This window comes from uncultured Maribacter sp., from assembly GCF_963975365.1.
GTDB lineage: Bacteria > Bacteroidota > Bacteroidia > Flavobacteriales > Flavobacteriaceae > Maribacter.
In genome coordinates this window covers 69,959-95,615 of the sequence record NZ_CAXBGF010000002.1, presented here as the reverse complement: position 1 = coordinate 95,615, position 25,657 = coordinate 69,959, and the positions used below count along the sequence as shown (strand labels likewise).

General features: G+C 34.2%; 28 protein-coding genes. 12 read left to right on the top strand and 16 right to left on the bottom strand.

The window, feature by feature from the left end:
- Positions 1-2: 2 nt before the first annotated feature.
- Genes AACZ49_RS03410 through AACZ49_RS03395 form a run of 4 tightly spaced genes read right to left on the bottom strand, consistent with a single transcriptional unit; the run spans position 3 to position 3,940 of the window.
- Positions 3-1,616: a family 20 glycosylhydrolase gene (locus AACZ49_RS03410; protein ID WP_339651629.1), complete on the bottom strand. Its 1,614-nt coding sequence runs from the start codon at positions 1,614-1,616 to the stop codon at positions 3-5.
- Positions 1,617-1,625: 9 nt separating this feature from the next.
- On the bottom strand, positions 1,626-2,318 hold the full coding sequence (locus AACZ49_RS03405; RefSeq protein ID WP_339651626.1) for a GDSL-type esterase/lipase family protein: 693 nt from the start codon (positions 2,316-2,318) through the stop codon (positions 1,626-1,628).
- 4 nt (positions 2,319-2,322) lie between these two features.
- Positions 2,323-3,198, bottom strand: a complete 876-nt coding sequence (locus AACZ49_RS03400) for an alpha/beta hydrolase (RefSeq protein ID WP_339651623.1) — start codon at positions 3,196-3,198, stop codon at positions 2,323-2,325.
- A 10-nt stretch (positions 3,199-3,208) separates the two neighbouring features.
- On the bottom strand, positions 3,209-3,940 hold the full coding sequence (locus AACZ49_RS03395) for an MIP/aquaporin family protein (RefSeq protein ID WP_339651620.1): 732 nt from the start codon (positions 3,938-3,940) through the stop codon (positions 3,209-3,211).
- 266 nt (positions 3,941-4,206) lie between these two features.
- On the opposite strand from AACZ49_RS03395, the gene AACZ49_RS03390 reads away from it, so the two are divergent.
- Positions 4,207-4,671, top strand: a complete 465-nt coding sequence (locus AACZ49_RS03390; RefSeq protein ID WP_339651617.1) for a hypothetical protein — start codon at positions 4,207-4,209, stop codon at positions 4,669-4,671.
- 20 nt (positions 4,672-4,691) lie between these two features.
- Here AACZ49_RS03390 and AACZ49_RS03385 read toward each other — a convergent pair whose 3' ends face one another.
- Both AACZ49_RS03385 and AACZ49_RS03380 read right to left on the bottom strand, forming a co-directional pair.
- Positions 4,692-5,600 carry an SMP-30/gluconolactonase/LRE family protein gene (locus tag AACZ49_RS03385; RefSeq protein ID WP_339651614.1) on the bottom strand — a complete coding sequence of 303 codons (909 nt, stop codon included), beginning with the start codon at positions 5,598-5,600 and terminating at the stop codon, positions 4,692-4,694.
- An 8-nt stretch (positions 5,601-5,608) separates the two neighbouring features.
- On the bottom strand, positions 5,609-6,442 hold the full coding sequence (locus AACZ49_RS03380) for a sugar phosphate isomerase/epimerase (RefSeq protein ID WP_339651611.1): 834 nt from the start codon (positions 6,440-6,442) through the stop codon (positions 5,609-5,611).
- A gap of 117 nt (positions 6,443-6,559) precedes the next feature.
- Between AACZ49_RS03380 and mazG the strand changes: the two genes are divergently transcribed.
- Positions 6,560-7,336: a nucleoside triphosphate pyrophosphohydrolase gene (gene mazG, locus AACZ49_RS03375; RefSeq protein WP_339651609.1), complete on the top strand. Its 777-nt coding sequence runs from the start codon at positions 6,560-6,562 to the stop codon at positions 7,334-7,336.
- A gap of 8 nt (positions 7,337-7,344) precedes the next feature.
- On the opposite strand, the gene AACZ49_RS03370 is transcribed toward mazG, so the two are convergent.
- The gene (locus AACZ49_RS03370; protein WP_339651607.1) at positions 7,345-7,743 is read right to left on the bottom strand and encodes a response regulator; all 399 of its coding nucleotides are present in this window, start codon (positions 7,741-7,743) and stop codon (positions 7,345-7,347) included.
- A gap of 363 nt (positions 7,744-8,106) precedes the next feature.
- Here AACZ49_RS03370 and AACZ49_RS03365 point away from each other — a divergent pair, with 363 nt between their 5' ends.
- From AACZ49_RS03365 to AACZ49_RS03350, 4 genes are read left to right on the top strand one after another with little or no spacing between them, the layout of a single operon-like run.
- The gene (locus AACZ49_RS03365; RefSeq protein ID WP_339651605.1) at positions 8,107-9,474 is read left to right on the top strand and encodes an MATE family efflux transporter; all 1,368 of its coding nucleotides are present in this window, start codon (positions 8,107-8,109) and stop codon (positions 9,472-9,474) included.
- A gap of 54 nt (positions 9,475-9,528) precedes the next feature.
- Positions 9,529-9,756, top strand: coding sequence for a hypothetical protein (locus tag AACZ49_RS03360; RefSeq protein ID WP_339651603.1), 228 nt, complete (start codon positions 9,529-9,531; stop codon positions 9,754-9,756).
- A gap of 5 nt (positions 9,757-9,761) precedes the next feature.
- The gene (locus tag AACZ49_RS03355) at positions 9,762-10,331 is read left to right on the top strand and encodes a phosphatase PAP2 family protein (RefSeq protein ID WP_339651602.1); all 570 of its coding nucleotides are present in this window, start codon (positions 9,762-9,764) and stop codon (positions 10,329-10,331) included.
- Positions 10,328-11,986, top strand: coding sequence for a glycosyltransferase family 39 protein (locus tag AACZ49_RS03350; protein WP_339651600.1), 1,659 nt, complete (start codon positions 10,328-10,330; stop codon positions 11,984-11,986). Before AACZ49_RS03355 ends, AACZ49_RS03350 begins: the two co-directional genes overlap by 4 nt.
- Here the strand turns inward: AACZ49_RS03350 and AACZ49_RS03345 are convergent.
- The 5 genes from AACZ49_RS03345 to AACZ49_RS03325 form a co-directional block, all read right to left on the bottom strand.
- A complete protein-coding gene (locus AACZ49_RS03345; protein ID WP_339651599.1) occupies positions 11,983-12,876 on the bottom strand; it encodes a lysylphosphatidylglycerol synthase transmembrane domain-containing protein in 894 nt (297 codons plus the stop codon). The two genes, AACZ49_RS03350 and AACZ49_RS03345, sit on opposite strands and share 4 nt — an antisense overlap.
- Complete coding sequence (locus tag AACZ49_RS03340; protein ID WP_339651597.1) at positions 12,860-13,819, bottom strand: glycosyltransferase family 2 protein; 960 nt, start codon at positions 13,817-13,819, stop codon at positions 12,860-12,862. Before AACZ49_RS03340 ends, AACZ49_RS03345 begins: the two co-directional genes overlap by 17 nt.
- 82 nt (positions 13,820-13,901) lie before the next feature.
- A complete protein-coding gene (gene meaB, locus AACZ49_RS03335) occupies positions 13,902-14,891 on the bottom strand; it encodes a methylmalonyl Co-A mutase-associated GTPase MeaB (protein WP_339651595.1) in 990 nt (329 codons plus the stop codon).
- Positions 14,892-14,932: 41 nt separating this feature from the next.
- The gene (locus AACZ49_RS03330) at positions 14,933-15,505 is read right to left on the bottom strand and encodes a DUF2911 domain-containing protein (RefSeq protein WP_339651594.1); all 573 of its coding nucleotides are present in this window, start codon (positions 15,503-15,505) and stop codon (positions 14,933-14,935) included.
- A 28-nt stretch (positions 15,506-15,533) separates the two neighbouring features.
- Entirely contained in the window at positions 15,534-16,445 is a 912-nt protein-coding gene (locus tag AACZ49_RS03325; RefSeq protein ID WP_339651593.1) for an aldose epimerase family protein, read from the bottom strand.
- Positions 16,446-16,549: 104 nt separating this feature from the next.
- Between AACZ49_RS03325 and AACZ49_RS03320 the strand changes: the two genes are divergently transcribed.
- The 3 genes from AACZ49_RS03320 to AACZ49_RS03310 are packed head-to-tail and all read left to right on the top strand — an operon-like array spanning position 16,550 to position 19,065.
- Complete coding sequence (locus tag AACZ49_RS03320; protein WP_339651590.1) at positions 16,550-17,095, top strand: RNA polymerase sigma factor; 546 nt, start codon at positions 16,550-16,552, stop codon at positions 17,093-17,095.
- The gene (locus tag AACZ49_RS03315; protein WP_339651588.1) at positions 17,079-17,663 is read left to right on the top strand and encodes a hypothetical protein; all 585 of its coding nucleotides are present in this window, start codon (positions 17,079-17,081) and stop codon (positions 17,661-17,663) included. The genes AACZ49_RS03320 and AACZ49_RS03315 overlap by 17 nt, the downstream gene beginning before the upstream one ends.
- Positions 17,635-19,065, top strand: a complete 1,431-nt coding sequence (locus AACZ49_RS03310) for a hypothetical protein (protein ID WP_339651586.1) — start codon at positions 17,635-17,637, stop codon at positions 19,063-19,065. The genes AACZ49_RS03315 and AACZ49_RS03310 overlap by 29 nt, the downstream gene beginning before the upstream one ends.
- A 584-nt stretch (positions 19,066-19,649) precedes the next feature.
- Here AACZ49_RS03310 and AACZ49_RS03305 read toward each other — a convergent pair.
- The 3 genes from AACZ49_RS03305 to msrA form a co-directional block, all read right to left on the bottom strand.
- Positions 19,650-20,978 carry a Gfo/Idh/MocA family oxidoreductase gene (locus AACZ49_RS03305; protein ID WP_339651584.1) on the bottom strand — a complete coding sequence of 443 codons (1,329 nt, stop codon included), beginning with the start codon at positions 20,976-20,978 and terminating at the stop codon, positions 19,650-19,652.
- A gap of 3 nt (positions 20,979-20,981) precedes the next feature.
- Positions 20,982-22,358 carry a DUF1080 domain-containing protein gene (locus AACZ49_RS03300; protein ID WP_339651582.1) on the bottom strand — a complete coding sequence of 459 codons (1,377 nt, stop codon included), beginning with the start codon at positions 22,356-22,358 and terminating at the stop codon, positions 20,982-20,984.
- A gap of 76 nt (positions 22,359-22,434) precedes the next feature.
- Entirely contained in the window at positions 22,435-23,142 is a 708-nt protein-coding gene (gene msrA, locus AACZ49_RS03295) for a peptide-methionine (S)-S-oxide reductase MsrA (RefSeq protein WP_339651579.1), read from the bottom strand.
- A 101-nt stretch (positions 23,143-23,243) separates the two neighbouring features.
- Between msrA and AACZ49_RS03290 the strand changes: the two genes are divergently transcribed.
- From AACZ49_RS03290 to AACZ49_RS03280, 3 genes are all read left to right on the top strand, one after another.
- Positions 23,244-23,927 carry a peptidoglycan DD-metalloendopeptidase family protein gene (locus AACZ49_RS03290; RefSeq protein ID WP_339651577.1) on the top strand — a complete coding sequence of 228 codons (684 nt, stop codon included), beginning with the start codon at positions 23,244-23,246 and terminating at the stop codon, positions 23,925-23,927.
- 183 nt (positions 23,928-24,110) lie between these two features.
- Positions 24,111-24,347: a hypothetical protein gene (locus AACZ49_RS03285; RefSeq protein WP_339651575.1), complete on the top strand. Its 237-nt coding sequence runs from the start codon at positions 24,111-24,113 to the stop codon at positions 24,345-24,347.
- A 307-nt stretch (positions 24,348-24,654) separates the two neighbouring features.
- A complete protein-coding gene (locus tag AACZ49_RS03280) occupies positions 24,655-24,894 on the top strand; it encodes a hypothetical protein (protein WP_339651574.1) in 240 nt (79 codons plus the stop codon).
- Here the strand turns inward: AACZ49_RS03280 and AACZ49_RS03275 are convergent.
- Positions 24,891-25,631, bottom strand: a complete 741-nt coding sequence (locus tag AACZ49_RS03275; protein ID WP_339651571.1) for an arylesterase — start codon at positions 25,629-25,631, stop codon at positions 24,891-24,893. The two genes, AACZ49_RS03280 and AACZ49_RS03275, sit on opposite strands and share 4 nt — an antisense overlap.
- Between the last annotated feature and the right edge of the window lie 26 nt (positions 25,632-25,657).

Sequence of the window (25,657 nt, the reverse complement as noted above, 5' to 3'; positions counted from 1 at the left end):
ATTTAGTCCTTTTTAATTGTCTCATAAGTGAAATCACTTTTTTTCCAATCTATTAAAGGAGAGGGATAATACTTAACATCCATTCTATCTAGAAATGGAGCCTGATCGGCTAATCTAACTTTATAATCTTCCCAATTTCTATTTTCTTTAATACTCCAACTAAGTTCAGAATAGCCAATTATTCTTGGAAATGCTAAGTACTCTAGTTCATCTATATTACTAATTGTTTCTGACCATAGTGGCGCTTCTACACCTAAAATATTTTCTACAGGTATACCATATTCTTCTGGTGTCCATACATAAGCAGTATCAACAGGTATGTAAGCGGCCCAGTGTAAACCGAACTTAGATAAGGTGTCATATTGCATATCTAAATATGCTTTCTTGGCAGGAGAGACGATAATTTTCATTCCTTTCTCTACAGCTTTTTTAGCATTTTCTTCGCTTGCCCACCATTGTGAAATAGAAGTTGAATCGACATCGGCAATGGCTACTTCGTCCCAACCAATCATTCGTTTACCATGTTTCTGAACAATCTTCTCTACTTTATTAATGAAATAGATATAATCACTTTTTTTTGTCACATGGCTTTCATCACCACCTACATGAAAATATGGGCCAGGTGTTATTGCCGAGATTTCTCTAACCACATCATCAATAAAAGTATAAACCGTATCCTTATGAGTGTCAAATGTGCTAAAGCCAACATGCATACCTTCATATAGTTTAGGTATTTTGCCATTACCATTTAAGAACGGGTATGAAACCGAAGCGGCGTTTGTATGGCCTGGCATATCTATTTCAGGTATTATGGTCATATATCGCTCAGCGGCATAACGAACTATCTCTTTGTAATCTTCTTGGGTATAAAAACCACCAGATTCACCACCAACCTCTGTACTACCACCAACTTCGGTTAATTTTGGCCAAGATTTAATTTCTATACGCCAGCCTTGGTCATCACTTAGATGTAAATGCAGTACATTTATTTTATAATACGCCAATAGGTCAATGTATTTTTTTACATCATCAACACTAAAGAAATGTCTTGCAACGTCTAACATTGAACCTCTATAGCCGAAGTTAGGATTGTCGACAATCTTACCCGAAGGTACTGGCCAAATTTTCTGTAGAGCCAAAGTGTCGTTACTTTCAAACGGTACCAATTGTCTTAAAGTTTGTATACCCCTGAAAGCTCCTTCAGCTGTATTTGCATTTATAATGATTGAATCTTGATTTATATATAGTTGATATGCTTCAGGAGATTCTAATTCTATGCTATCGCTTTGGTTGATATATATAACTCTTTCAATTGTATTGGCACCTTCAGAATTTACAGGTATCGTTAAGTTGGTTTTACTTTTTAGCTTATCTGCCAAAAAGGTACCTACCTCTTCAAAACCAGTTGCGTTTTTTGAAGTATAAATAGCGGTAAACTGATCTAATGCAAACGCTGAATTTGTTGGTGTTGTTTTTAAAGGTTTTGGAATCAAACTAACTTTAGATAAATCAGTTGTAGGCATGGCAATTCGCTCTTTTTTTACTTCGCTACATGCGATTAAGGCCAAGGTGATGGCGGCAAAAAATAAGCTTCTAATACATAGGGTCTTAAGCATTGTCTTTTATTATGGGTTGTTTACTAAATTTTTAATGGCTTCATACCAAATATTGTAACCTTTTTGGTTCATGTGCAGTCCGTCTTCAATAAAAATATCAGTCATTGGTTTTCTGTTATTTAGCATAGGTTGCCAAACATCAACAAAGTCTATTTGAATGTCTTTTTTTGCGAGGCGATCGAATTTTCTATTTAACTTTTTATATTTTCTTCGAATCGCCCATCTTCTAAGACTTGGTTTTGCAGCTATTAATATAATTTGAGTTGAGCGGTTGTTTGCTTTTATTCGACGGATGATCTCTTCTGCGGTATCAAGAACTTGATTTGGTCTTTTTTTTGCCCATAAATCATTATCGCCCTCATAAATAAACACTTTTTTTGGGTTGTACATTAAAACCAAATCATTTAAAAAATGTAGTAAGTCAGATGATTCAGAACCACCAAAACCAGAATTTACAATTTGATGATCTGGAAAACCCTGCTCTAGATTCTTCCATAATCGCACACTTGAACTTCCTGTAAAAACAATGGTTTCGCGATTAGTGTCCCATATAGTGTCGTATTTTGCGGTAATAGCAATGACCTCATTAGAAAATTTATTTTCTGATTGTGCATTACAGTAAAAACTTAATATTATGTAAAAACAAAAAAGGAAGAGCTTACTTATTTTTAATTCTGTAGTATAATGATTTTTATCTTGCATGAGATTAATTGACTGTTGGTTTTGTTAAACTTTCAGTAAGTGCCCAACTATAAAATTGTGAAATCCAATTATCAGAAGCAAGATTCTGTTTTTTCATACCAAAACCATGTCCGCCTTTCGAGTACATATGCATTCCAACATTTTTTCCATTGGTTAACCAAGCGGAGTAAAGGTCAGCACTTGGCTTTGCAAGCCCTAAAGGATCATCAGAAGCACAAATAACTAACATGGCTGGGGCGTCTTCTGGAACTTTATAATCACCTATTACGGTCATCCAAGGATAAACGGGTACAATAAAATTCGGTCTATTCTCTACGGTGTAATTAAATGTAACGCCCATGGTTACTGCACCACCAGCCGAGAAACCCATAAAGCCAATTTTGTCAGGGTCTAACTTTAATTTTTTCGCATTGGTTCTAACATAGGTAATTGCTGCTAAACCATCTGCAATCGAAAGAGGTAATACAGGAGATACCCTTTCGCCAATTTTAGTAGGATCGGTATTGCTTTCATCTGTAATTTCTTTAACACCATCAATACCTGTAGGTACCAGGCGATATTTTAATACAAAAGCGGTAATCCCCTTATTATTTAACCACTTGGCGACATCTCTTCCTTCGCTGTTTATACTTAAGCCGTAGAGTCCACCTCCAGGCGCAATTATTACACTAGTGCCGTTTGGTTGATCAGCTTCATATACTTCTAATCGTGGTTCAGAAACATTGGTTATTACTTGAGTATCCCATATGTCTGAGAAGTACTCTTTCTCGGCTGTTGACCATTTTACTCTAGAGATGGGGGTGAATGGCAATTCAATAATACTTTGAGCGATTATATTTATTGAGACTAGTAAACAGGGTACCAGAAGTATATTTTTCATTCTATTTATTTTAAATAAATGATTCAATTAATTTATATAAAAATGCCGCCAATACCCCACCTATTATAGGGCCGAAAATGGGTACCCAAGCATAACCCCAATCGCTTTTACCTTTGTTTTTAATGGGTAATATCGAATGCATTAAACGCGGGCCAAAATCTCTTGCTGGATTAATGGCGTAGCCTGTGGGTCCACCTAGTCCGAATCCTATACCCATAACTAATAAAGCAACCGGTAAAGCATCTAAGGAACCTAAGGAGACAGCATTTTCACCCATTGTACCACTAGCAATATAGAAAACACCAAAAACAAGTGCGAAAGCACCGATAATTTCAGTTACCAAATTCCAAATAGGACTTTTTATGGCAGGGGAGGTTGAGAATGTTGCTAAAATAGAATCTGTATCTTCTGTAGCTTCATATTGTTTTTTATAGGTTAACCATACTAGTAGATTACCCATCATAGCACCCAGTATTTGAGCAACAATATAACCAGGTACTAAGGCCCATGAAAATTTACCTGCGGTTGCAAGACCAATGGAAACAGCTGGATTAAGATGTGCGCCACTAACATCGGCAGACATAAACACACCTATGAAAACAGCTATGCCCCATGCTAATGAAATACCTGTCCAACCAGAGTCACTACCTTTTGTTCCTTTTAACACTAGGTTGGCAACGATGCCATTTCCTATAAGAATTAACATAGCAGTACCTATAAATTCAAAAATATATACAATCATAGTTTGGTTGGTTTAAGTGGATTAAGATAAAAAAAAACGCGGAATAATTAAGAATTAAAACGATTTGTTACATTATTGATAATAGACACTTGTTAGATTTGTGAAACTCAATGTTTTTTAATCTAATGTATTAACTAAATCATTTGAATTTTAAAGATTTTATTAGCAACGCTGATTTTGTAATTTTTTGATTAGCGTGGGAATTAAACACCAAAAAAATAATTAGCTTAACTTTCACACTGTTGATTATAAAATACAAATACACTTTGAGAAATTTTAAATATGTTCTTGTTTTTTGTTCGATAATAATCTTAGGTGCTTGCACGTCAGATGATGGAGGTACCGATAATCAAGAAACTCCATTGATTATTGGTACTTATAATTTGATGGACGTAAATTTAAGTGTTGCTCAAGATCCTAATGAAGATGGAAAAGCCTCGGTAAATATGTTAGACGAACTTTCTTGTTTAACAGGATTGCTTAAAGTAAATGTAGATGGAACGTGGGAAATGAACTTAATTGAATTGAATATAACAAGTATAACTGGGGACCTTTACGGAATACGATGTGGTCGAACTATAAACTATACTGGGAAATGGTCATTTCAAAGTAATGTTTTGAATTTAAATAATAGTGAATTTGCTAATATGATTTTTAACTCCTCAACATTGACTGAAAGTATAAATGAAGATTTACCTGGTATTTTAAATAGGAGATTTTTAAAACAATAGTGGTTTTTTACTTTAATAGGTTAGTCGTTGTATCTAACTCCTTTAACATTCATTTTTAAAGTATAAATGGAGCCTTTGGCGGTTATAAATAAAATGTTTTGGTTTTTTCCGCCAAATGTAATATTCGCGGTCCATTCTTCATTAATAGGTATATGATATATTTTTTGACCTTTCGGGTTAAAAACGGTTACACCTTCTCCAGTAAGATATATATTTCCTTCATTATCTATAGTCATTCCGTCAGAACCCATATCTGCAAATAACGTGCGGTTTGTCAATGCTCCATTATTTTGAATGGAATATGAATAGGTTTTTTGGTCCCCGATATCTGCCACATAAAGTGTTTTGCCATCTGGTGTACCAATAATCCCATTGGGTTGTATCAAATCAGTTGCAGCAATGGTAATATTCTTTAAGTCTGGTGAAATGTAGTACACATTTTTTTCTTCAATCTCAGCAGTAGTTCTATCCCAATAAGGTCTTTGATAATAGGGGTCGGTAAAATAGATTCCTCCTTTAGTATTTACCCAAATGTCATTTGGGCCATTTAATTTCATACCCCCGTAATTGGTGATAAGGGTATCTACCATGCCATTCGATTTAATTCGCCATAGTTCATTTTTATCATCTGCTGCTGCCAATAAATTCCCATTATGATCAAAATATAAACCGTTGGATCTACCTGCTGGCTCTTTGAAAACAGTTAATGAGTTATCTATTGGATTCCATTTTATTATTTTATTGTTCGGTTGGTCAGTAAAAAATACATTTCCATTTTTATCTGATGCAGGACCTTCTGTAAAACTATACTCGTTTGAAATTTGAATTAATTCTGCACCTTCTGCAACTAAATCTACTGATTGAGATTTACAAGAAATTATTGAAATTGAACAGATAATAGTGGTGATAAATTGATTGGTCGTTTTCATAGTCGGTACTAAATCTTCTTAAGATATTCCATATTGTATTTCATGCTTTCAATAGGTGTTCTAGCATATTCTTCTTGTTCTATGTAAATATGTTCTACGCCAGAAAGTTCTTTATTTTTTAGCATTAACGCTATGTCTAGAGCTCCTTTACCAAATTCAGTGCTTTCCTTTTTCTTCATATCCATATCTTTTAAGTGCCACAAAGGAAATCTGCCTGGGTATTTCTTAAAGTAAGAAATTGGATCTTTACCAGCAACGACAACCCAGCCAAGATCCAATTCCATATGAACCAAATCATCTTGAGTGTTGTTCATTAACACATCGTAAAGAATTTGTCCATTTTCAGAATCAAATTCATATTCATGGTTGTGATATCCAAATTTTAAGCCTAATTTCTTGCACGCTTCCCCAGCAACATTAAATTGCTCGGCTACATTTTTATAATTATCAACGGTTTGTCCATCCGATGGCATTGAAGAACAAATAAGATACTTTTGGCCTGAGGCAACGGCATCTTCCATAGTTTTTTCAAATTTATCATCGAGTCGTACATGGCCGCTTGTAATTTTCATGCCTAAATCTTTACAGGTTTGTCCCATTTCTGAAGGTGTAAGACCGTAGTAATATCCTTTTGCTGAACCTGCACTTTCAATTTCTTTAAAACCTAAACTAGCAATCTGTTCTAACGTTTTCTTAGGATTCTCTAACATACTATCTCTAAAAGAATATAGTTGAACGCCAAAAGATGATTTTTTAGGTTTAGCATAACTAAACTGTGGCATTATCAGTGTTGCAGCACCGAATAGACTTGATTGTTTAAGGAAATTTCTTCGCGTCTTCATAAGGGTTGGCTTTTAGTTCTAAAAGAATGTAGTCTTTAAGATTTTAAATGTACAAAAACTAAACAGGAATTTTAGTCGGTCATACATGGGATACTTATTTTTGTAAAAACTTTACCAATGAATAGCAGAAAAGACCAATTAAATGCACTTGATAGATTATTAACTATCATGGACGAATTGCGCGAGCAGTGTCCTTGGGATAAAAAGCAAACAATGCAGTCGCTTCGCCATTTAACCATAGAAGAAACCTACGAGTTGGGAGATGCTATATTGGATAATGATTTGAACGAGGTGAAGATGGAATTAGGGGATGTGCTTCTTCATATTATGTTTTATGCTAAAATTGGTTCTGAGACTAAAGACTTTGATATTGCTGACGTAGCAAATGCCATATGCGATAAATTAATCAATAGACACCCGCATATTTATGACGATGTAAAGGTAGCCGATGCCGAAGAAGTGAAACGTAATTGGGAACAGATAAAGCTAAAAGAAGGTAAAAAAAGTGTATTGGAAGGTGTGCCACGAAGCTTGCCGGCACTGGTTAAGGCAAATAGAATACAGGACAAAGTTGCAGGGGTAGGTTTTGATTGGGAAAAACCAGAGCAGGTATTCGAAAAAGTACAAGAAGAGTTAGCTGAATTACAAGTAGAGGTAGCATCTGGGGAAGTCGATAAAATTGAATCGGAATTCGGAGATGTACTTTTCTCAATGATTAATTATGCAAGATTCTTAGGTGTTAATCCAGAAAATGCTCTCGAAAGAACCAATAAAAAGTTCATTAAGCGTTTTCAGTTTTTAGAGAAAAACGCAAAACAAATCGGAAAGGATTTACAGGATATGACCTTAAAAGAAATGGATGTATTTTGGAACGAAGCTAAGACTAAAGAATAATATTATTCCTATAAAATTTTATCGACAATTCTCGATAAATTTCTAAGAGTAATCGGTTTAATGAAATATTCTGAAATTTCGGGAAATGATTTTGCACGATCTACATCCTCTGAGCTCAATGAAGAAGTCAGCATATAGATTTTTATGTCCTTTTTTATTTTTTCATTTGCGATTTTGAATTCTTCCATAAATTGAAACCCATTTAGAATGGGCATGTTCAGGTCTAAAAGAATTATGTCTGGTAATTCATTTGTTGAATCAAAATTTTCAATAAGAATTTTTAAGGGCTGAACGGAATCTGGAAATTCAATAACATTTGTTACCGAAAGTTGCCTAAGGTTCCTCTTCATTACATATTTTGAAATATCGTCATCGTCGATTATCCAAACTAATGGTGTGTCACTCATGCTACTAATAGTTAATGGTCTTGTAGTGTTAATACAATATGAATAACGTTTTATTATATACAAATAGTACATTGCTTTGAAAAATTGTTTAGCTATAATTCATGAAAGTAATCTTACTTATTAAGATGAAATTGGAGATGAATAATCTTGTAGGTCTGTTTATTTCTAGAGTTTTTTGTGTCTTTCAATAGGGAAAATATCTTATCAAAGGGCCCAATAATATTGTGGTTATTTATGGAGATAATTTTATTTGAAATGAAGCAAAAGAATTTATTCACATAGATTTTCAATAATATAATACAGTTTTCTCTAAGTTGAAATAGGCTAATTAGAAGTACCTTTGTCAAAATTTGAGATAAAGGTTTGTTACAAAAATTCACCAAAGAATTTAAATATAATATTAAGCTTTCCGTTCCGGTTATTCTAGGAATGCTGGGGCATACTTTCGTGCAATTAGCAGATAATATAATGGTTGGTCAATTAGGAACGGCTGAATTAGCTGCGGTGTCATTGGGTAATAGTTTTGTGTTTATAGCCATGTCCTTGGGAATAGGTTTTTCTACCGCAATAACACCGTTGGTTGCAGAGGCAGATGGTGCTAGTAATAAAAAAGATGCTAAAAGTGCTTTGAAGCATGGTTTGGTGTTATGTACTGTTTTGGGCTTGACACTATTCGGACTGATTTTACTTGCGAAACCAATAATGCATATAATGAATCAACCGGTTGAGGTTGTAACGTTAGCTTTACCGTATTTAGATTTGGTTGCTTTTTCATTGGTTCCACTGATAATTTTTCAAGCATTTAAACAATTTTCAGAGGGATTGTCGCAAACTAAATACCCTATGTATGCGACTATTATTGCCAACATAATCAATATTATATTGAACTATCTTTTAATATTTGGAAATTTTGGTTTTCCAGAAATGGGTATAGTAGGGGCTGCAATTGGCACTTTAGTGTCAAGGATTATTATGGTATTTTATTTATGGCTTATTCTTAAGAGAAAAGAAAAATTCAAATACTACGTAACCGGTTTCAATTTTGCGAAAATTGAGAAAAGGGTGATGAAGAAAATTATTGAATTGGGATTTCCTTCATCATTACAAATGTTTTTTGAAGTTGGGATTTTTACCGCCGCAGTATGGTTAAGCGGCGTTTTAGGTAAAAATGCACAAGCAGCCAACCAAATTGCCTTGAACTTAAGTAGTATGACCTTTATGTTTGGCATGGGGCTAGGAATAGCAGCAATGATAAGAGTTGGAAACCAAAAGGGCATGACTAATTTTACGGAGCTAAGGCGTATTGCTCAGTCCATATTTTTACTCACTTTTTTATTGGAAATTTTCTTTGCCATACTTTTCTTATTATGTAGGTTTTGGTTCCCTTCTTTATATTTAGATATAAATGATATAGCCAACATTACTGATAATACTGAGGTAATAGTTATTGCGGCCGAGTTATTATTGGTGGCTGCGTTTTTTCAGATTTCAGATGGAATTCAAGTAGTAGTGCTTGGGGCATTACGAGGATTGCAAGATGTAAAAATACCAACGGTTATTACCTTTATTTCTTATTGGTTAATAGGTTTTCCTGTAAGTTTTTACTTGTGTCTTTACACAGATTTGAAAAGCACAGGTATTTGGATTGGTTTGCTAACGGGTTTAACAGCATCGGCCATTATGTTGTATCTTCGATTTAATTATTTAACAAAAAAACTGATTGCGGCTTAATGGTTTCGATACCTAAATCCGCAGTTAAATTTCAACTTATATAGTACATTTTTTATGGAGTTTCCAAAATTTTTACTGGGTGACAATACTGATTATCCAACCGCAATATTTGTTGTTCATACCGAGTTTCCAAGATTTATTATAAATCTTGAAAATGACGAGGTAGAATGGCTTGAAGAATTTTCTAAAGAAGACGAAAAGGAATTGGAAGAGGAGGCAGAAAACTTAATAATGGCTGCCACTGCTTTCTATGATAGGGAGGTCTCTAGATACGAAGATTAAGTAATATGCTTCAAGAGTTATTACAACTAGACAAAGATTTTTTTTTATACCTCAACGGTTTGGGAACACCTCAATGGGATAATTTATTTCAATTTATATCTCATAAGTTAAGTGCTGTGCCATTGTATATATTTCTTCTTATACTGTCGTATCAAAAATTCGGACTCAAAAGAACTTTGGTTTTATTAATTTCTGTTGCCTTGTTAATTACTGTTACTGACCAATTAAGTAATTTTTTTAAGTATGGTGTTGCCAGATTAAGACCTTGTCATGATCCCGAAATAGTACCTGTAATGCGTTTGGTTAAAAGTTATTGTGGGGGGCAGTATGGCTATTTCTCAGCACACGCCGCTAATGCGTTTGCTATCGCAGTGTTTTTTGGTAGTATTTTAAAGTCAACCATAAAATATATTGGTGTCTTTCTAGTCTTATGGGCTGCATTGGTTGCGTATAGTCGAATTTACCTTGGTGTTCACTTTCCACTAGATATTATTACTGGTGCGGTAATAGGTTCGTTGTTCGGCTGGTTGTTTGTAAAGTTATTTATATTTGCACTTCGCAAATTCTCCCTATGATATCTAATCTAAGGTACTGGTTTTTAATTGTTTTGATATTCTTGGTTTACGTGGCAGGTATGTTTGTTACGTTGTTTGAGAATGATTCTGCACAGTTTTCGGTAATGGCCATGCGAATGGTTCAAGAAAATGATTTTTTTAGCTTATTTAAAGGTCCAGAAGAGTATTTGGATAAACCACATATGCATTATTGGCTTGCCGCTTTATCCTATAAAATATTTGGTTTATATGATTGGGCATACAGAATACCTGGTATTTTGGCCACATTGCTTGCTGCATACAGTTGTTACGGATTAGGAAATTTATTGTATGGTAAACATGTTGGTAAATTATCAGCTTTAATCTTTATGACCGCCCAAACAATAGTTTTGGGAGCGATAGATGTACGTACCGATGCGGTATTGACAGGTTTTAGTATTTTGGCGATTTGGCAACTAACCAAGTATATTGAAAAAGGTTCTTTAAAAGGAATTATAATAGGAGCCTTTGCAGCAGGTATAGCATTCTCTACTAAAGGGCAGATTTCTTTATTGGTTATTGGTTTGCCCATTTTGTGCCATCTTTTGTATACGGGTAAATGGAAAGCATTTTTGAATTGGAAGGTATTAGTGGCATTATTAGTTTTTGGAATGACCATCAGCCCTATGCTATATGCTTATTATCTTCAATTCGATTTGCATCCAGAAAAAGTAATTCGTGGAAAGGATAACCGTAGTGGCATATTCTTTATTTTTTGGGAACAAAGTTTTGAACGACTTAGTGGAGAAGGAATAGGGAAAAATAGTAGTGACTTTTTCTTCTTTTTCCATACTTTTTTATGGGTATTTCTTCCTTGGACCATTCTTGGAATTACTGCCTATTACGCTAAGGCAAAAAGGCTTATTAAGCTTAAATTTAAGTACAACGCCAAGTTTGAAGTATTAACCTTAGGGGGAATAACTTTAATATTTACAGTTATTAGTTTTGCACAATTTAAATTACCACACTATCTAAATATTACCATTCCTTTGTTTGCCGTTTTAACGGCATCTTATCTCTATAATTTAAACCAATTAAATAGGGAGAAAGCTACACGATTACTGATGAAAGGTCAATACTTTATACTTGGTGTGGTATTCATTGCCTCTGCTTTAATTTGTTTTTATGTATTTGAATTAAAGAGTATAGTGGCTTATATCTTTCTTATGATCGCTGCGGTAATTATTATCTTCTATGCATTAAAACGAGAGGGTGTTTATCAACGATTAATAACAATCTCTGTCTGTGCTTCCTTATTATTGAACGCTGTTTTGAATTTGCATTTTTATCCTAATTTATTAGATTTTCAAGGTGGATCTTCAATGGCAAAAATCATTAAACTGAAAAATATTCCTGTAGACAGAGTGTATAAGGTTAGTTCAGATTATACATGGTCTTTAGATTTTTATAATCAATATCCTATTCAAATAGCAACGCCAAATTTACTAAAGGGTAAAAAGGATATTTGGGTATATGCTCGTGATGAAGATTTGTCAATATTACAGAATAGCGGCCTAGACTGGGATTCTCAAATTTCTGTAGATCAGTTTCGAATAACTCGTCTTCAAGGTAAATTTTTAAATCCAAATACCCGTAAAAAAGTAACGCGTAAGATGCATTTGCTACATATTTACTAAAAAGTCTCTTCTTGCTTTGAAGTTTCTATAGATTCTAGTTTTATTCCTTTGAAGTGATACCATACCCCAGCTAAAGAAACTATTGCAGTAATTAAAAAGAATAATACACTTACACTAATCGATATATTTTGATCTAGTCTTAATAGCTGTGCGCCATAAAAAAATGTAACTTCACGGCTACCGATGCCCCCTAAAGTTAAAGGAACAACCGCTACGATTGATGAAACAAGGAAAATGATAAGATATGCAATTTGATTCAATTCTATTTTCAGGGCAATCAAAATAAGCCATATACTTAATAGTTGGGCCAACTGGACCAAAGCAGATAAGAAGGTGGTTTTCCAAAAAATGGAAAGCACATAATTGAAGAATCTTTTGTTTAAAAACCAAAAGACGACTATGGATAATGGGATAGCTAAAATGAACATCCATCGAAAACCGTTTAAGGCTTCTAAATCTAAAAAGGATAATAATGCACAAGCATAAATTAAAAGTAGCATTAATCCTCCTAAACGGTCTAAGACCAAAACACTCACTATTTTTTTGGTAGGTACTTCGAAACTCTTTTTTAAAATATAGCCTTTGTAGGCATCGCCACCAATACCACCTGGTAAAAAGAGGTTGTAAAACATGCCTAAAAGATATAGTTTAAGGTTGCTTTTATGGGTAAGAGGTATACTGAGATTATGAAAATAAAGATTTAGCCGCACAGCCGCTATAATCTTTGAAATGATAAATAAAATGGCTGCACCGAATAAATATATAGGAGTACTCTTTACTAATATTCCCTTTATTTCTTCAACATTAATTTTTGTAAGGATGAAATATATAAGAACTGCACTGATTAGTACTTTTAATCCGGTAGTTATTTTCTTATTTAACTTCGCCACCTACACTTACTTTTTTAATGCGGTACGGTCTTTTCTTCTGCGATTCATAATACGTGCGTATTAGCAATTCCATAACAATACCTATGGTGAACAATTGAATTCCTGCAAGAATAAACATCATTCCAAACATCAATAAAGGCCTTGTGCCTATATCTTGTCCAAAACCTAGTTTTACGACAAAGAGATATATGTTAATTAATACACCCAAAAGAATCATTAAAAATCCGAATATTCCGAAAAGGTGTATTGGGCGTTGAAAGTATTTACGAATAAATAGTAGCAGCATCATATCTGCTACTACTTTAAATACGCGTTCTAAACCGTATTTTGAAACGCCTGCGTGACGTGCATGGTGTTTTACAGGAATTTGTTTTATTTGTGCGCCTTCTAAATGTGCTAATAAGGTAATAAACCTATGCATTTCGCCATAAAGGTTTAAATCTTTGGCGATATCCTTAGTGAAAACTTTAAGGGCACATCCATTATCCTTTATCTCTAATTTGGTGATTCGACGTACCAGAAAATTTGCAATTTTAGAGGGTATTTTTTTTACTAAAGAATCTTTCCTTTTTTGGCGTATTCCCGTTACTACATCGTATTCCTCACTTACGGCATAGGTAAGCATCTCAGGAATATCGGAAGGATCGTTTTGCAAATCTCCGTCCATGGTAATGATATATTCACCTTCTGCATAATCAAGACCAGCAGCCAAAGCTAAACTTTGCCCGTAATTTTTCTTAAGTTCAATAAGATGAACCTTATCATCTTTAAGGGCTTTTACCACTTTTTTAGTGTTGTCCTTAGAAAAATCATCAACATATATAATTTGATAATCGTAGCCTACCAAGCTTTCGTGGATTTTTTGTGTCAATAATGCCACATTATATTCTTCGTTATATAAAGGAACAACGACCGAAAGTAGGGAAGTGGTAACAGGTTGCATTAGGTTGTTTTTGGAATAGCTGCAAAGTTATGTTTTTTATCGTTAAGATGAAGAACATGATTATTACTACATCTTTCTCAACCTAGTTTGTTGAAAGTATGTTTAATAGTTTTTCTGCAGCTGAAAAAGGTGAAGTATTGCCATTCATTACTTCCTCTTTAAGTAAAGGCAATAACTTTTTTGTTTTCGGATTTTGATAGAATTTCGATAAAAGTTCTTGTTCTAGGTATTGAATAAGCCAATTTTCATTTTGTTGTTGCCGGTTTTTGTTAAAATAACCGGTTTCTTTCATAGTTTGGCAATAGTTGAATATTAATTTCCAAATCTCTTCTAACCCTTTGTTTTCTATTGCAGAACATGTTAACACTTCAGGAGACCAGCCATTCTCTTTTGGTGGAAACATATGTAAAGCTCTGGCGAATTCCATTTTTGCCTGAGCGGCATTTTGTACATTATTCCCATCAGATTTATTAATGACAATAGAATCTGCCATTTCTATAATTCCTCTTTTTATACCCTGTAATTCATCCCCGGCACCTGCTAATTTTAGCAGTAAAAAAAAGTCTACCATACCATGTACGGCTGTTTCACTTTGTCCCACCCCAATCGTTTCAATTAGAATAATATCAAAACCGGCGGCTTCAAGAATAACAATACTTTCTCGAGTTTTTCTAGTAACACCGCCAAGTGAAGACCCAGAGGCAGATGGTCTAATGTAGGCATTAGGATCTTTTACTAATTCTTGCATTCGAGTTTTGTCTCCGAGAATACTACCCTTTGTTCTACTGCTAGAAGGGTCAACGGTAAGCACCGCTACTTTTTTACCTAAACCAGTAAGCATTTTACCAAATTGCTCTATAAATGTGCTTTTGCCAACGCCTGGCACACCGGTTATTCCAATTCGAATGGTGTCATGTTTCTTTGAAATACAGGCTTCAATTATTTTATTAGCGATAATACGATGTTCTGGCTTTGTACTTTCAATAATAGTAATAGCCTTGCTGACAATTGCAATATTGTTCGAAAAAATACCCTCAATTATTTCTGTAGTGCTAAGGTTGGCTATATTCATTAAAAAACAGCTTGAGTTTTGGTAAGCCTATTGTAAATGTACTACTTGTATATCGGAACCATAATTTTTGTAGTATCCCAAGCCAAACTTAAATGATTTTGAGACTTATTATTATTTTCTATATCCTCAAAATTAATAGATAAATCCTCTACTGGTTCTACTAATTTTTTGGCTGGTACTTCAATAGTCAAGTAGTCGTGCTTCGATTCATGAGTAGTTTGGTTGCCATCTATACGGGTTACGCCCCATTCGGGTATTTCCGTGTTAAAAATAACCTTCCAAGAATCTTTGTTAGGTATCGTCCATAAAGAATATCTTCCTGCTGGTAAAGTTTTGTCGATTATTTTAATTTGTTGGGTAGTGGTAAAAGTGGTAGGTTCATTAGCTCCAGTTCGCCATATTTTACCATAAGGTACTAACTCACCAAAAATTGTTCTACCTTTTTTTGACGGACTCGAATAGTATATTTCTAACAAGCTGCCTTCTAGGTCTAAAGTAGCTGTTTTTTCAGGACTGAATTTTTTGGCTTCATTATGTATATAGGGTATAGCAATAAAATAAATAAAAGCTATTAGCACAGCAATACCAATGAGGATTTTAATCAATACTTTCATTTGCTATAAGACTAGAAAATTTAATTATTTATTGCGTTATACTATCAAATTTAAAGATAGAAATGTTATTATAGATATCACCTGGTCTTAAGACGCTTTTAGGGAAATCTGGTTGGTTGGGGGCATCAGGATAATTCTGTGTTTCAAAACAAATACCTGGAAAATCTGAAGGTGTGTATAGTACTACGGCTGGTTGATTGGTATATACCTTCATTGAAATACCAGATGTTTTTGAATGTACTTCTGCAACTTTTTCATTGCCAATATCTTTAATGAAAACTGTATTTAAGCGTTGGACTCCAATTTTTCTTGGCAGTAAAAAATCATATTCAGATTTTCTAATAGGAATGATGTCTCCCGTTGGAAGTAAATTCTCATTCATTTCAAGTCTATACGGACAGTTTAACTGCAATTCATAATCGTCTATATATGGGTCTGAATCTAGTTTAAAATATGAATGATTGGTAAGATTAATAACCGTGCTTCTATCCGTAGTTCCCTCGTAAATTACCTGTAATGCATTATTCATTAGTTTATAGGTAACACTTACAGTAAGGTTACCCGGGTAACCTTCTTCTAAATGTTTGCTTTTATAAGAAAGTTTAACTGAAGGGTTATCGTCTTTGTTTACCTCATCAATGGTCCAATATTTATGATGAAAACCTTCTTTTCCACCGTGTAAATGGACTCCATCTTCATGGTATAAATAAAATTTTTCCCTGTCAAGTTCAAACCCTCCATTAGAAATACGACCAGCATAGCGACCTACACTTGCACCTAGTACATTGTCATCTAAACGATATCTACTGGGGTGATTAAAACCAACAACTACATTGGTATAGTTGCCATCCTTACCTTTTACCAGTAATTTTTGTATCGTGGCGCCATAATCAAGCACCATGAGGGTTATATAGTTATTGGAAATTGTAACTTGTTTCAAAGGGAACAATTAATTAGATGATGTAAAAATAAAGATTTTTGCAACATTCTTTTTTTTCTAACGTCCTTATTATAACAACAAACTTAAACCAACTTATTCAACCGATGTTTCAAAGCAATGTCGTAGAGAAATGTAAAGCAAATGATAGATCTGCACAGTTGCAACTGTATAGAAAATATTGTGATGGTATGTTTATCGTTGCTATGCGATTTGTAAAGAATGCAGATGATGCGGAAGATGTTTTACAGGAATCGTTTATAAAAGCTTTTCAAAAACTACATCAGTATAAGGGAGATGTGACATTTGGAGCGTGGTTGAAGCGTATTGTTATAAATAAGAGTATAGATTTTCTAAAGTCAAAAAAAGACAATGTTGTGACTTTAAATGAAGGGTATATGAAGGTTGTGGAAGAAGATGATAATTGGAATGTACCATCGACAATTAGTATAGAGCAGGTTAGAAGAGCAATTGATGATTTGCAGAGTAAATACAAGTATGTTGTACTCATGTTTTTGCTAGAAGGGTATGATCATCAAGAAATTGCTCAGGTTTTGAATATTTCAGAATCTGCCTGTAGAACAAGATTATTAAGAGGAAAAGGACGTTTAAAAGAACTATTAAAAAGTAAAAAATATGGAACAGGATCTTAGGGAAATGTTCAAAAAAGAAAAGCGAGAGCAGCAATCCATCATAAATAATGGTCATGAAGAGCGCTTTTTGGAGAAACTGCAGCAATCGTTGCCTAAAGGCGAAAAAACAAATAGAGCGTGGTTAAAAGTTGCTGTTTCGATAATGGTGATGCTAAGTGTTGGTGTAAGCTATTTTTTATGGAATAATAATAGCAATGTTGGGAGTACAGTTGTGGAAAGTGACCCTATCAATGAAAAACAAACTGAATTTACTTTTGGTGACCTATCGCCAGATCTAAAGAAAGTGGAAAATTATTATGTGGCGAATATAAATCTAGAATTAGCAAAACTAGAAGTATCGCCTGATACCAAAGATTTAATAGACGGTTATATGGAACAACTAAATAATCTGAACATAGAGTATAAAACCTTAAACGCAGAGTTAAAAGAATTAGGGCCAAATGACCAGACCATAACGGCACTCATAGAGAATTTGCAATTACGATTACAATTATTACAGAAGTTAAAAAGAAAGTTAAACGATTTAAAATTATCAAAGAATGAACAGATCAATGAAAACAGTATCTAGGCAACTCATCATTGCATTAGGGCTATTAATTACTGGAGGGATGAATGCCCAAAAGGAATGTAAAACATTTCAAGAACGTTTTATTGTGGCAGATGATGCAGTTGTGGACATCAATACCAGCAATGCTGATATTGAATTTGAAACATGGGACAAAGATGAGGTGGCCATTACGGCCACCATCACCTTAGAAGGCGCTACAAAAGAGGAAGCAGAGAGTTATTTTAAGCATAGCCCAATTGAGATTTTAGGGAATAGTAAGGAAATTAGAATATCTTCTAAATCGAAAAGCAACAGTTTTTTTGCGGATTTTGATTCTCATTCACATTTTGACTTTAGCGATGTGCGAATTGAGGTGCCTGAAATAGCTTCTTTCGTGGTTAACATGCCACAAATTGCACCATTTCCAGAAATGCCTCCTTTACCACAAACAGAAGTTTTTTCATTTGATTATGAGGCATACCAAAAAGATGGCGATAAATACATGAAAAAATGGCAAAAGAACTTTGAGAAAAGCTTTGATAAAAAGCATCAAGATCGTTTAGAAGAATGGGCTTCAAAAATGGAAGCGCAAGCTGAAGAAATGGAAAAGCGGATGGAAAAACAAAATGAAGAACGAATTAAGCATATGGAAGAACGTGCCAAAGAAATGGAAAAACGACTTGAAGAGCGTGAAAAGGAGCGTAAGCATCGTCTGGCGGAAAGAGATTCGATAAGGAACTATGCTTTTTTAAGACGCGATAGTTTAATCAATGCACCAAATATTTTCTATTTGAATACGAATGAAGGCCAAAAGAATTTTAAAATAAAAAAAATCATAAAAATTAAGTTACCTAAGTCTACCCGTATAAAAATGGATGTACGTCATGGAGAAGTAAAACTAGCAGCAAATACCAAAAACTTGAATGCGAAACTTTCGCATTCAAGCCTTTGGGCAGCCACAATAGATGGTCAGGAAACTAATGTTTCGGCTTCATATTCACCTGTAAATGTTCAAAAATGGAATTATGGGCAATTAAGCACTTCGTATTCCGAAGAAATATCATTGTCTGAGGTTGATCAATTAAATTTGCAGGCAACTTCATCTGCCGTTACAATAAACAAACTACTTAAAAATGCTTTTATAAAAAACAACTTTGGTGCAGTACATATTCTTGAATTGGGACAAGATTTTAAAGAATTAGATATTAGTGTTCGAAATGGGGAATTAAACCTATCATTGCCAAGAGTGGCTACTGACTTTTATGTGAAGGGTAATTCTTCTACTCTTAAAGTACCTGCTACTTTAAAATTAGAACAGATTAAAAATGGTACTTCAATTATTAATAAAGGCGCTTACTTAAAAGAAAATAGTAATCGTGCTGTTGTAATTACTTCAGATTATAGTGAAGTGGTAATCCACTAATTACGCTACCATTTCTAATGTGCCAAAAATACTTGCCTCTATCCACACTGGGCTTTTATCTTCAATGGGCATAAATACCAATCCAATAAAATTTTCACGCTCCGTACTTCTATCGTTATCGGCATAACCGAAAGTAAATCCTATTTTTTATTTTTAGTTAAAATGGCTGGTTCTAAATTTGAGGTATCATCATTTGTGTCTAGATAAACTTAAATGAACATTTCCCTATAAGTGGTTGTACCTTTTTTTCTATACCAATGTTATATGGTCGTTGTATATTTTTGACTTTCATCATTTTTTAAGTAATTAGCGGTACCATCTATGGCTACATGATAGTAAATGAATTTATTGAATTGATGTTAACCTCCAATATTATCTTCATCAAAATAAACCACTATACAGTCATTATTCTACCAATGTTTTAAGGGGGTCTACACAATTAAGATATCATCTTATCAAATAGGATAAAATTTTCATCACATTGTGTGTTTTTAATATCTGAGAATAAAAAAGCAAACTACTAAGTTCATAATTCGAACTAGTAGATTGCTCTTATTTGAAAATTAATATTACCTAACTATAGGTTATAGAACCGGTTCCCATCCTTCAGCATAGGTGCGCTTCCATGATTCCATAGCTTTAGCATTGTTGGTGATTTTTCCAGTAATGGTATCAATCTTTAAGGTTTCTCCTGCATCTTGAGCCATATTTCCTAAATGACATAGCATGGTAGAAACACTCGCATCACTTATATCGGAATTAAGACTTTTATCTTCTCTAATACCTGCAAAGAAATTAGAAATATGGTTGGTATCTAATTGACCTTCACCTCTTGTGTTGGTTGTTTCGCTTGAGCCACCTTCAAGTTCCTCTTTTAAAAGATTGCCATCTAAATCGTAAAGTTGATAGAAATTACGATCAAGCATAATACTTCCTTTAGACCCATAAATAGTACTACCGCGGCCAGGTCGCGTTGGTTTCATTATTCCTCGACTATGGCCTGTCCATGTTAAAAATTTATTTTCCGCAAAAGTGTAGGTAACTTGTTGGTTGTCTACAAATTCCCAATCGTCTTGAAAGGTATATTTGCCACCAAAAGATGTGACTGTTTCTGGTAAGTCCACACCTAAGGCCCAACGGCAGATATCAATTTCATGGGTGCCGTTATTATGTACTTCACCTGTGCCCCAAGTGCGAAACCAATGCCAGTTATAAGGGTGAATATTATCCTTATACGATTCTCTTGGTGCAGGCCCTTGCCATAAATCCCAATCTAATGTTGAAGGAACATCAATTATATTTCCTTTACCAATAGAACCTCTATTATTCGAGTAATATGCTTCTCCTTTATAAACATCACCAATAATACCTTCTCTTATATCTTTGATGGCACTTATGGAAGTTTTTGCAGATCGTTGTTGGTTCCCCATTTGCACTTTTTTTCCATACTTTTTTTGTGCTTCGACCAAAAGGTCATTTTCATACGGATTATGACTACAAGGTTTTTCAACATAAACATGCTTACCTGCTTGTAGTGCTAAAATAGCCATTGGTGCATGCCAGTGTTCGGGCGTTGCAATGAATACTGCATCGACATCTTTGTCTTCCAATACTTTTCTAAAGTCTTTTTCTACTTTTGGTATGTATCCTATGTTTTCTTGGCACCACACATTATGTTCTTGTAAGATTACATCATCGACATCACAAGAATATATAATCTTGGCATTTTTATCATTATGGATAGCTATTACGTGTGCTTTTGCTCTACTACGTACTCCAATAATAGCACAATTGATATGGTCGTTAGCGCCAAGAATGTTTGAATAAGAACTACTTGGAAAGACTAAACTGCCCAAAGTTACCGCTGCTGTTCCGGCCGAGGTTTTTTTAATAAAATTTCTTCTAGTCGTCATGGCTTATTCTTTTTCGATTGATTTTATCTTTATGTTTTTAAAAGACACTTTGTCTCCATGGTCTTGTAGTAAAATATGACCTGTGTCAGCTTCTCCGAAATTAGGCCATTGAGCATATTTGCTCTCCGATACTAATTTTCTGTAGTCGTCACTTTTACGTTCATATTCTAAAACTTTCATTCCGTTCAGCCAATGTTCAACATGGTTATTTTTAGAAACTATATGAGCCGTATTCCATTCACCTGGCTCGTTCATTGGTTTGTTAACATCTGCTTGAATAAGGTCGTAAAGAGATGAAACGGTACGGCTACCATCATGGTTCCCCAGTTTTGCATCGGGGTGTCTAGCATCGTCTAAAATTTGATACTCTAAACCTATGGAAGAACCAGGTCCTTTATTGATATCGGTATCTACATAATATTTGATACCACTATTAGCGCCTTCAGTAATTTTAAAGTCTAATATTAATTCAAAATCACCATATAACTCTTTAGTAACAATATCACCACCTGCTGCAGATTCTTCACCTCCTGATGATTGTACGGTTAAAATACCATCTTTAATTTCCCATCCATTTGTTGGAAATTCATCTAAACGAGCTCCTCTCCATCCGTTTGTAGTTTCACCGTCCCATAACATTTTCCAGCCATTTTTTACTTCGTCGGCACCTAATCCATTTTTTGTGATTATTGGTGTCAATGGACTTTTTCTTGAATATTTAGAAAGACTGTCGGTTAAAATATTAATATCCTTCCAGATAATATCGGTACCATCTTTCTGCTCATCAGAAATGCTATGTACTTGCAGTGCTATAAAACCTTTGTCTGTTTTGTCATCAATTAAATAAGCGGCGGGTACATCATTAATCCAAGTTTTTAAAGTGTCACCAATAGCCTCTATTCTATAGTGATTCCATTCATTCTGTTTAAATGCCTTTTGAGCTTCAGGATTATCGGTCATTGGGTTTAACCAACCTCTTCTTGCTTCATCATAAATACCAGCACTCCATGCTCTTTCAGATGGATCTATTTCTATTTGATATCCATGAACCCGCCCATCCATATAATGTGGTAAACTATTACTTCTAATCTGTATGCCAGAATTCATACTAGGGTCTACCTTATAATCTAATTCTAAAATAAAATCACTATACATCTTGTCAGTTGTCATAAATGAGTTGGGTGTATTATGAACAGTGGTACCCACAATAGCGTTATCCTTTACTGAATAAGTGGCTTCGCCACCGAGTTGTGTCCATCCATTTAAAGTTTCTCCATCAAAAAGATTTACCCATGGGGTATCGTCTTTGGGTTTTTGGTTACAACTTATCAAAGTAGATAGAATTAAGGTAAAGAGTAGAAAATTGATATTTGATTTCATTGGTTTTGGTAAATTATGGTTTATAAAAAAAGCGCCCGGTAGGGCGCTTGAATATAACAATTTTTTGGGAGACCTTTTAGTGGACACTCTTCTTTAGATAATCTCCAAAGCTTTCTTTAAACCTGTTTAATCTTGGAATAGATACATTTTTAATATATGAATTATTAGGATTGTTTTTTTCGTAATCTTGATGATAAGATTCTGCCTTATAGAAAACCGTGAAAGGGGTGACTTCAGTTGTAATTGGGTGGCCGCCATATACATTTTGATTTGTAAGTGCTTGCATGTATCCTTCTATTATTTTCTTTTGTTCATCGGTCTTGTAAAAGGCAATAGAACGGTATTGTCTACCGCGATCAGGACCTTGGCCGTTTAATTGGGTAGGGTCGTGAGAACCAAAGAAAACTTGAACTAATTCGGTAAAGGAGATTTCTTTAGGGTCATAATAGATTTCTACAGCCTCTGCATGGTCGGTTTTACCATAACCAACGTCTTCATAAGTAGGGTTCTTCTGTTTGCCACCGGCATAGCCAGAAATAACCTCTTTAACTCCTTTAACACTCTCAAAAATAGCTTCTACGCACCAGAAACAACCACTAGCAAAATAGGCGGTTTCATATTTACTTAGTTGTTGGGCACTTAGTTTTACAGCCTCATCAACTTCTTCGTTCACAATTTCAGTGTTTTCGGTATTTTCTGATAAGGTATTTTTTTTGACTTTAGATTGACAACTTGTAGCTAGTAATGTAGCACAGGCCAATACTGTTATTTGTAATAATTTCATGGTAATTTTCTATTAGCAATTTGTAGGTAATTTACAAAGACCTTACGAGGAAAAAGGTTAAAAAATGTTAACGAGATAAAAGGATATTATATTTTTGAAAAATGAATACATTGCTTCAAGACCTTAAATCGTATACCACAAACCCTATTTCTATTTTAGACACGACAATTCCTTTTAAAAAATATGTGCCCTTAAATCTATCAAAAGATAATGAGGAGTTATTTGGTTTAGATATTACGAACTATTCTATCTGTCAAAATTATATTGATAAAGTATTGCATGATAAGCAAGGATTAATAGCCTATGGGGGCTATTTAGAAAAACGTAACCTATATAATGATAAAGAAGGTTTCACGTCTAGCACAAAACCTATTCGAAACATTCATTTAGGAATCGATTATTGGTGTGCTGCTTTTACTAAAGTAATTGTTCCTATAAAAGGCGTGGTGCATAGTTTTAAGAATAATAATGTTATTGGTGATTATGGCCCTACGATTATATTGAAGCATATTTTGGGGAATCATACCTTTTATACTTTATATGGCCACTTGTCGGTAGATTCTTTGGACGGACTTTTTATTGATAAAGAATTTCAAGCTGGCGAGATTATTGGTAGATTAGGTACACCTGATATTAATGTCAATTATGCCCCGCATCTACATTTTCAGATTATTAAGGACTTAGAAGGAAACAACGGTGATTATCCGGGCGTATGCGCAAACGTACAATTGTCCTTTTATCAGGAAAATTGCCCAGACCCCAACATTTTATTGAAGTTGAAGTAACCTGTATCGATTAACTGCATCTTTGATCGCTAAGGTGATTTTGGTTACTGTGTCGTTTATCGACCAGATTTTACACTTCAACCGAGTATGTGTAAAGTAACGAGTAATATGTGTTTTTGAGCGATTTACCACCTAGTGAATTAAGGCTTGCTGCGTTCTATAAGTGTAACAAACGCAAAAGTCATGAAAACAATAGTAACAATTATCTTTATCATCTTCTTAGGATTTACTGCTCAAGCACAAAACAGTACTGCCGATGTAAAAGTTGAAACTACTGAAATGACTATCGTTACTGAAACATCTTACGAATGGAACTTGGAGACTAAAACTGAAGTTGCTCGTTTATACAAGTTTAAAAATTCTAATATCAAAAAGGAATTGAATTTTCTTACTAAGGCTAACAAACCTAAAATTGCTTAATCTTATTACGTTTTAAAGTAACTACTTAACAGTTCTAGATACTTTTAATAGCTACAAGAAAGTAGCTCTAGATGACATCCAAAAAGCAAACAATCAATTAAATTGTAGGAATATGATAGCTGAATCGATAAACGGTCCACAATTATCGATTAAAAACTAAAAATTTTGTAGGAAAAAGGACTACGAATAAAGGTAATACATCGAAAACATATACTTTCATCGTAAAAACAGTGCGTTTTGTCGATTTTAATATACGTTTACTTACAAAGAGGGGTTATCTACAAACCAAATTTACCTACTTATTATTATGCGTACCGTTATTTTCTTATTCCTTGTTGTCTGTTTGGGAACCAAGTCCCAAGCTCAAGAGATGTTACCCGTTACCAAAGTGGAGACTATTGTAATGCCCATGGCAGATATAATTGTCCAATCTGAAATTAATACTCAGGGTTACCAAACAGCTGCAAGGTTTTTTAAAGTTAAAAATGCTAGAATTAAACAAGCTTTAAAATTTAAACCAACAACAGTAAAAACATTTTTTGCTTAATTCAATTTATCAACTTCGGTAGTAGTAGTTACCTCTGTATCGGTTTTTGGTAGTACAACCGATTTTAAAATTTTCCAGACATTATTAGTAACAATTTTTTGCCCCTCTGCTGTTGGGTGAATGCCATCCTCTAAATTTAATTCTGGTATACCGGCAACGCCTTCCAATAAAAAAGGTATTAACAGAATTTCATTAGACTTGGCTAAAGCAGGATACATAGCCATAAATTGAGAAGTATAGTCAGCACCCATATTTGGAGGTATCTGCATACCGGCTAAAATAATTATAGTTTCAGGATTTTTATCTTTTACCATATCAATCATTGCTTGGAGATTGTTCATCGATTCAGAAATGGGTATTCCTCTTAGTCCATCATTAGCACCTAACTCTAAAACAAAAATATCTACAGGATGGTTCAGAACCCAATCAAGTCTATTTAAACCGCCAGATGTGGTTTCGCCGCTCAATCCAGAATTAATGACCTTATATTCCAATCCTAAAGAGTCTAAACGCTGCTGAATTCTATTTGGGAATCCTTCTTTGGTATCTAAGCCATATGCGGCTGTAAGACTATTGCCATAAAACAAGATAACCTTTTGGTTAGTATCAATAACCTCCTTTTGGGTAGTACTAATTTCTTTGGTAGCGCCATCCGATTGTTTTTGTTCTGTACTTTCTCCACATCCAATAACCATGAGTGCCCATAAAAAATAACGAAACTTTAATACTTTCAACATAGTTTTAGCTTATTAGATTCAAAATC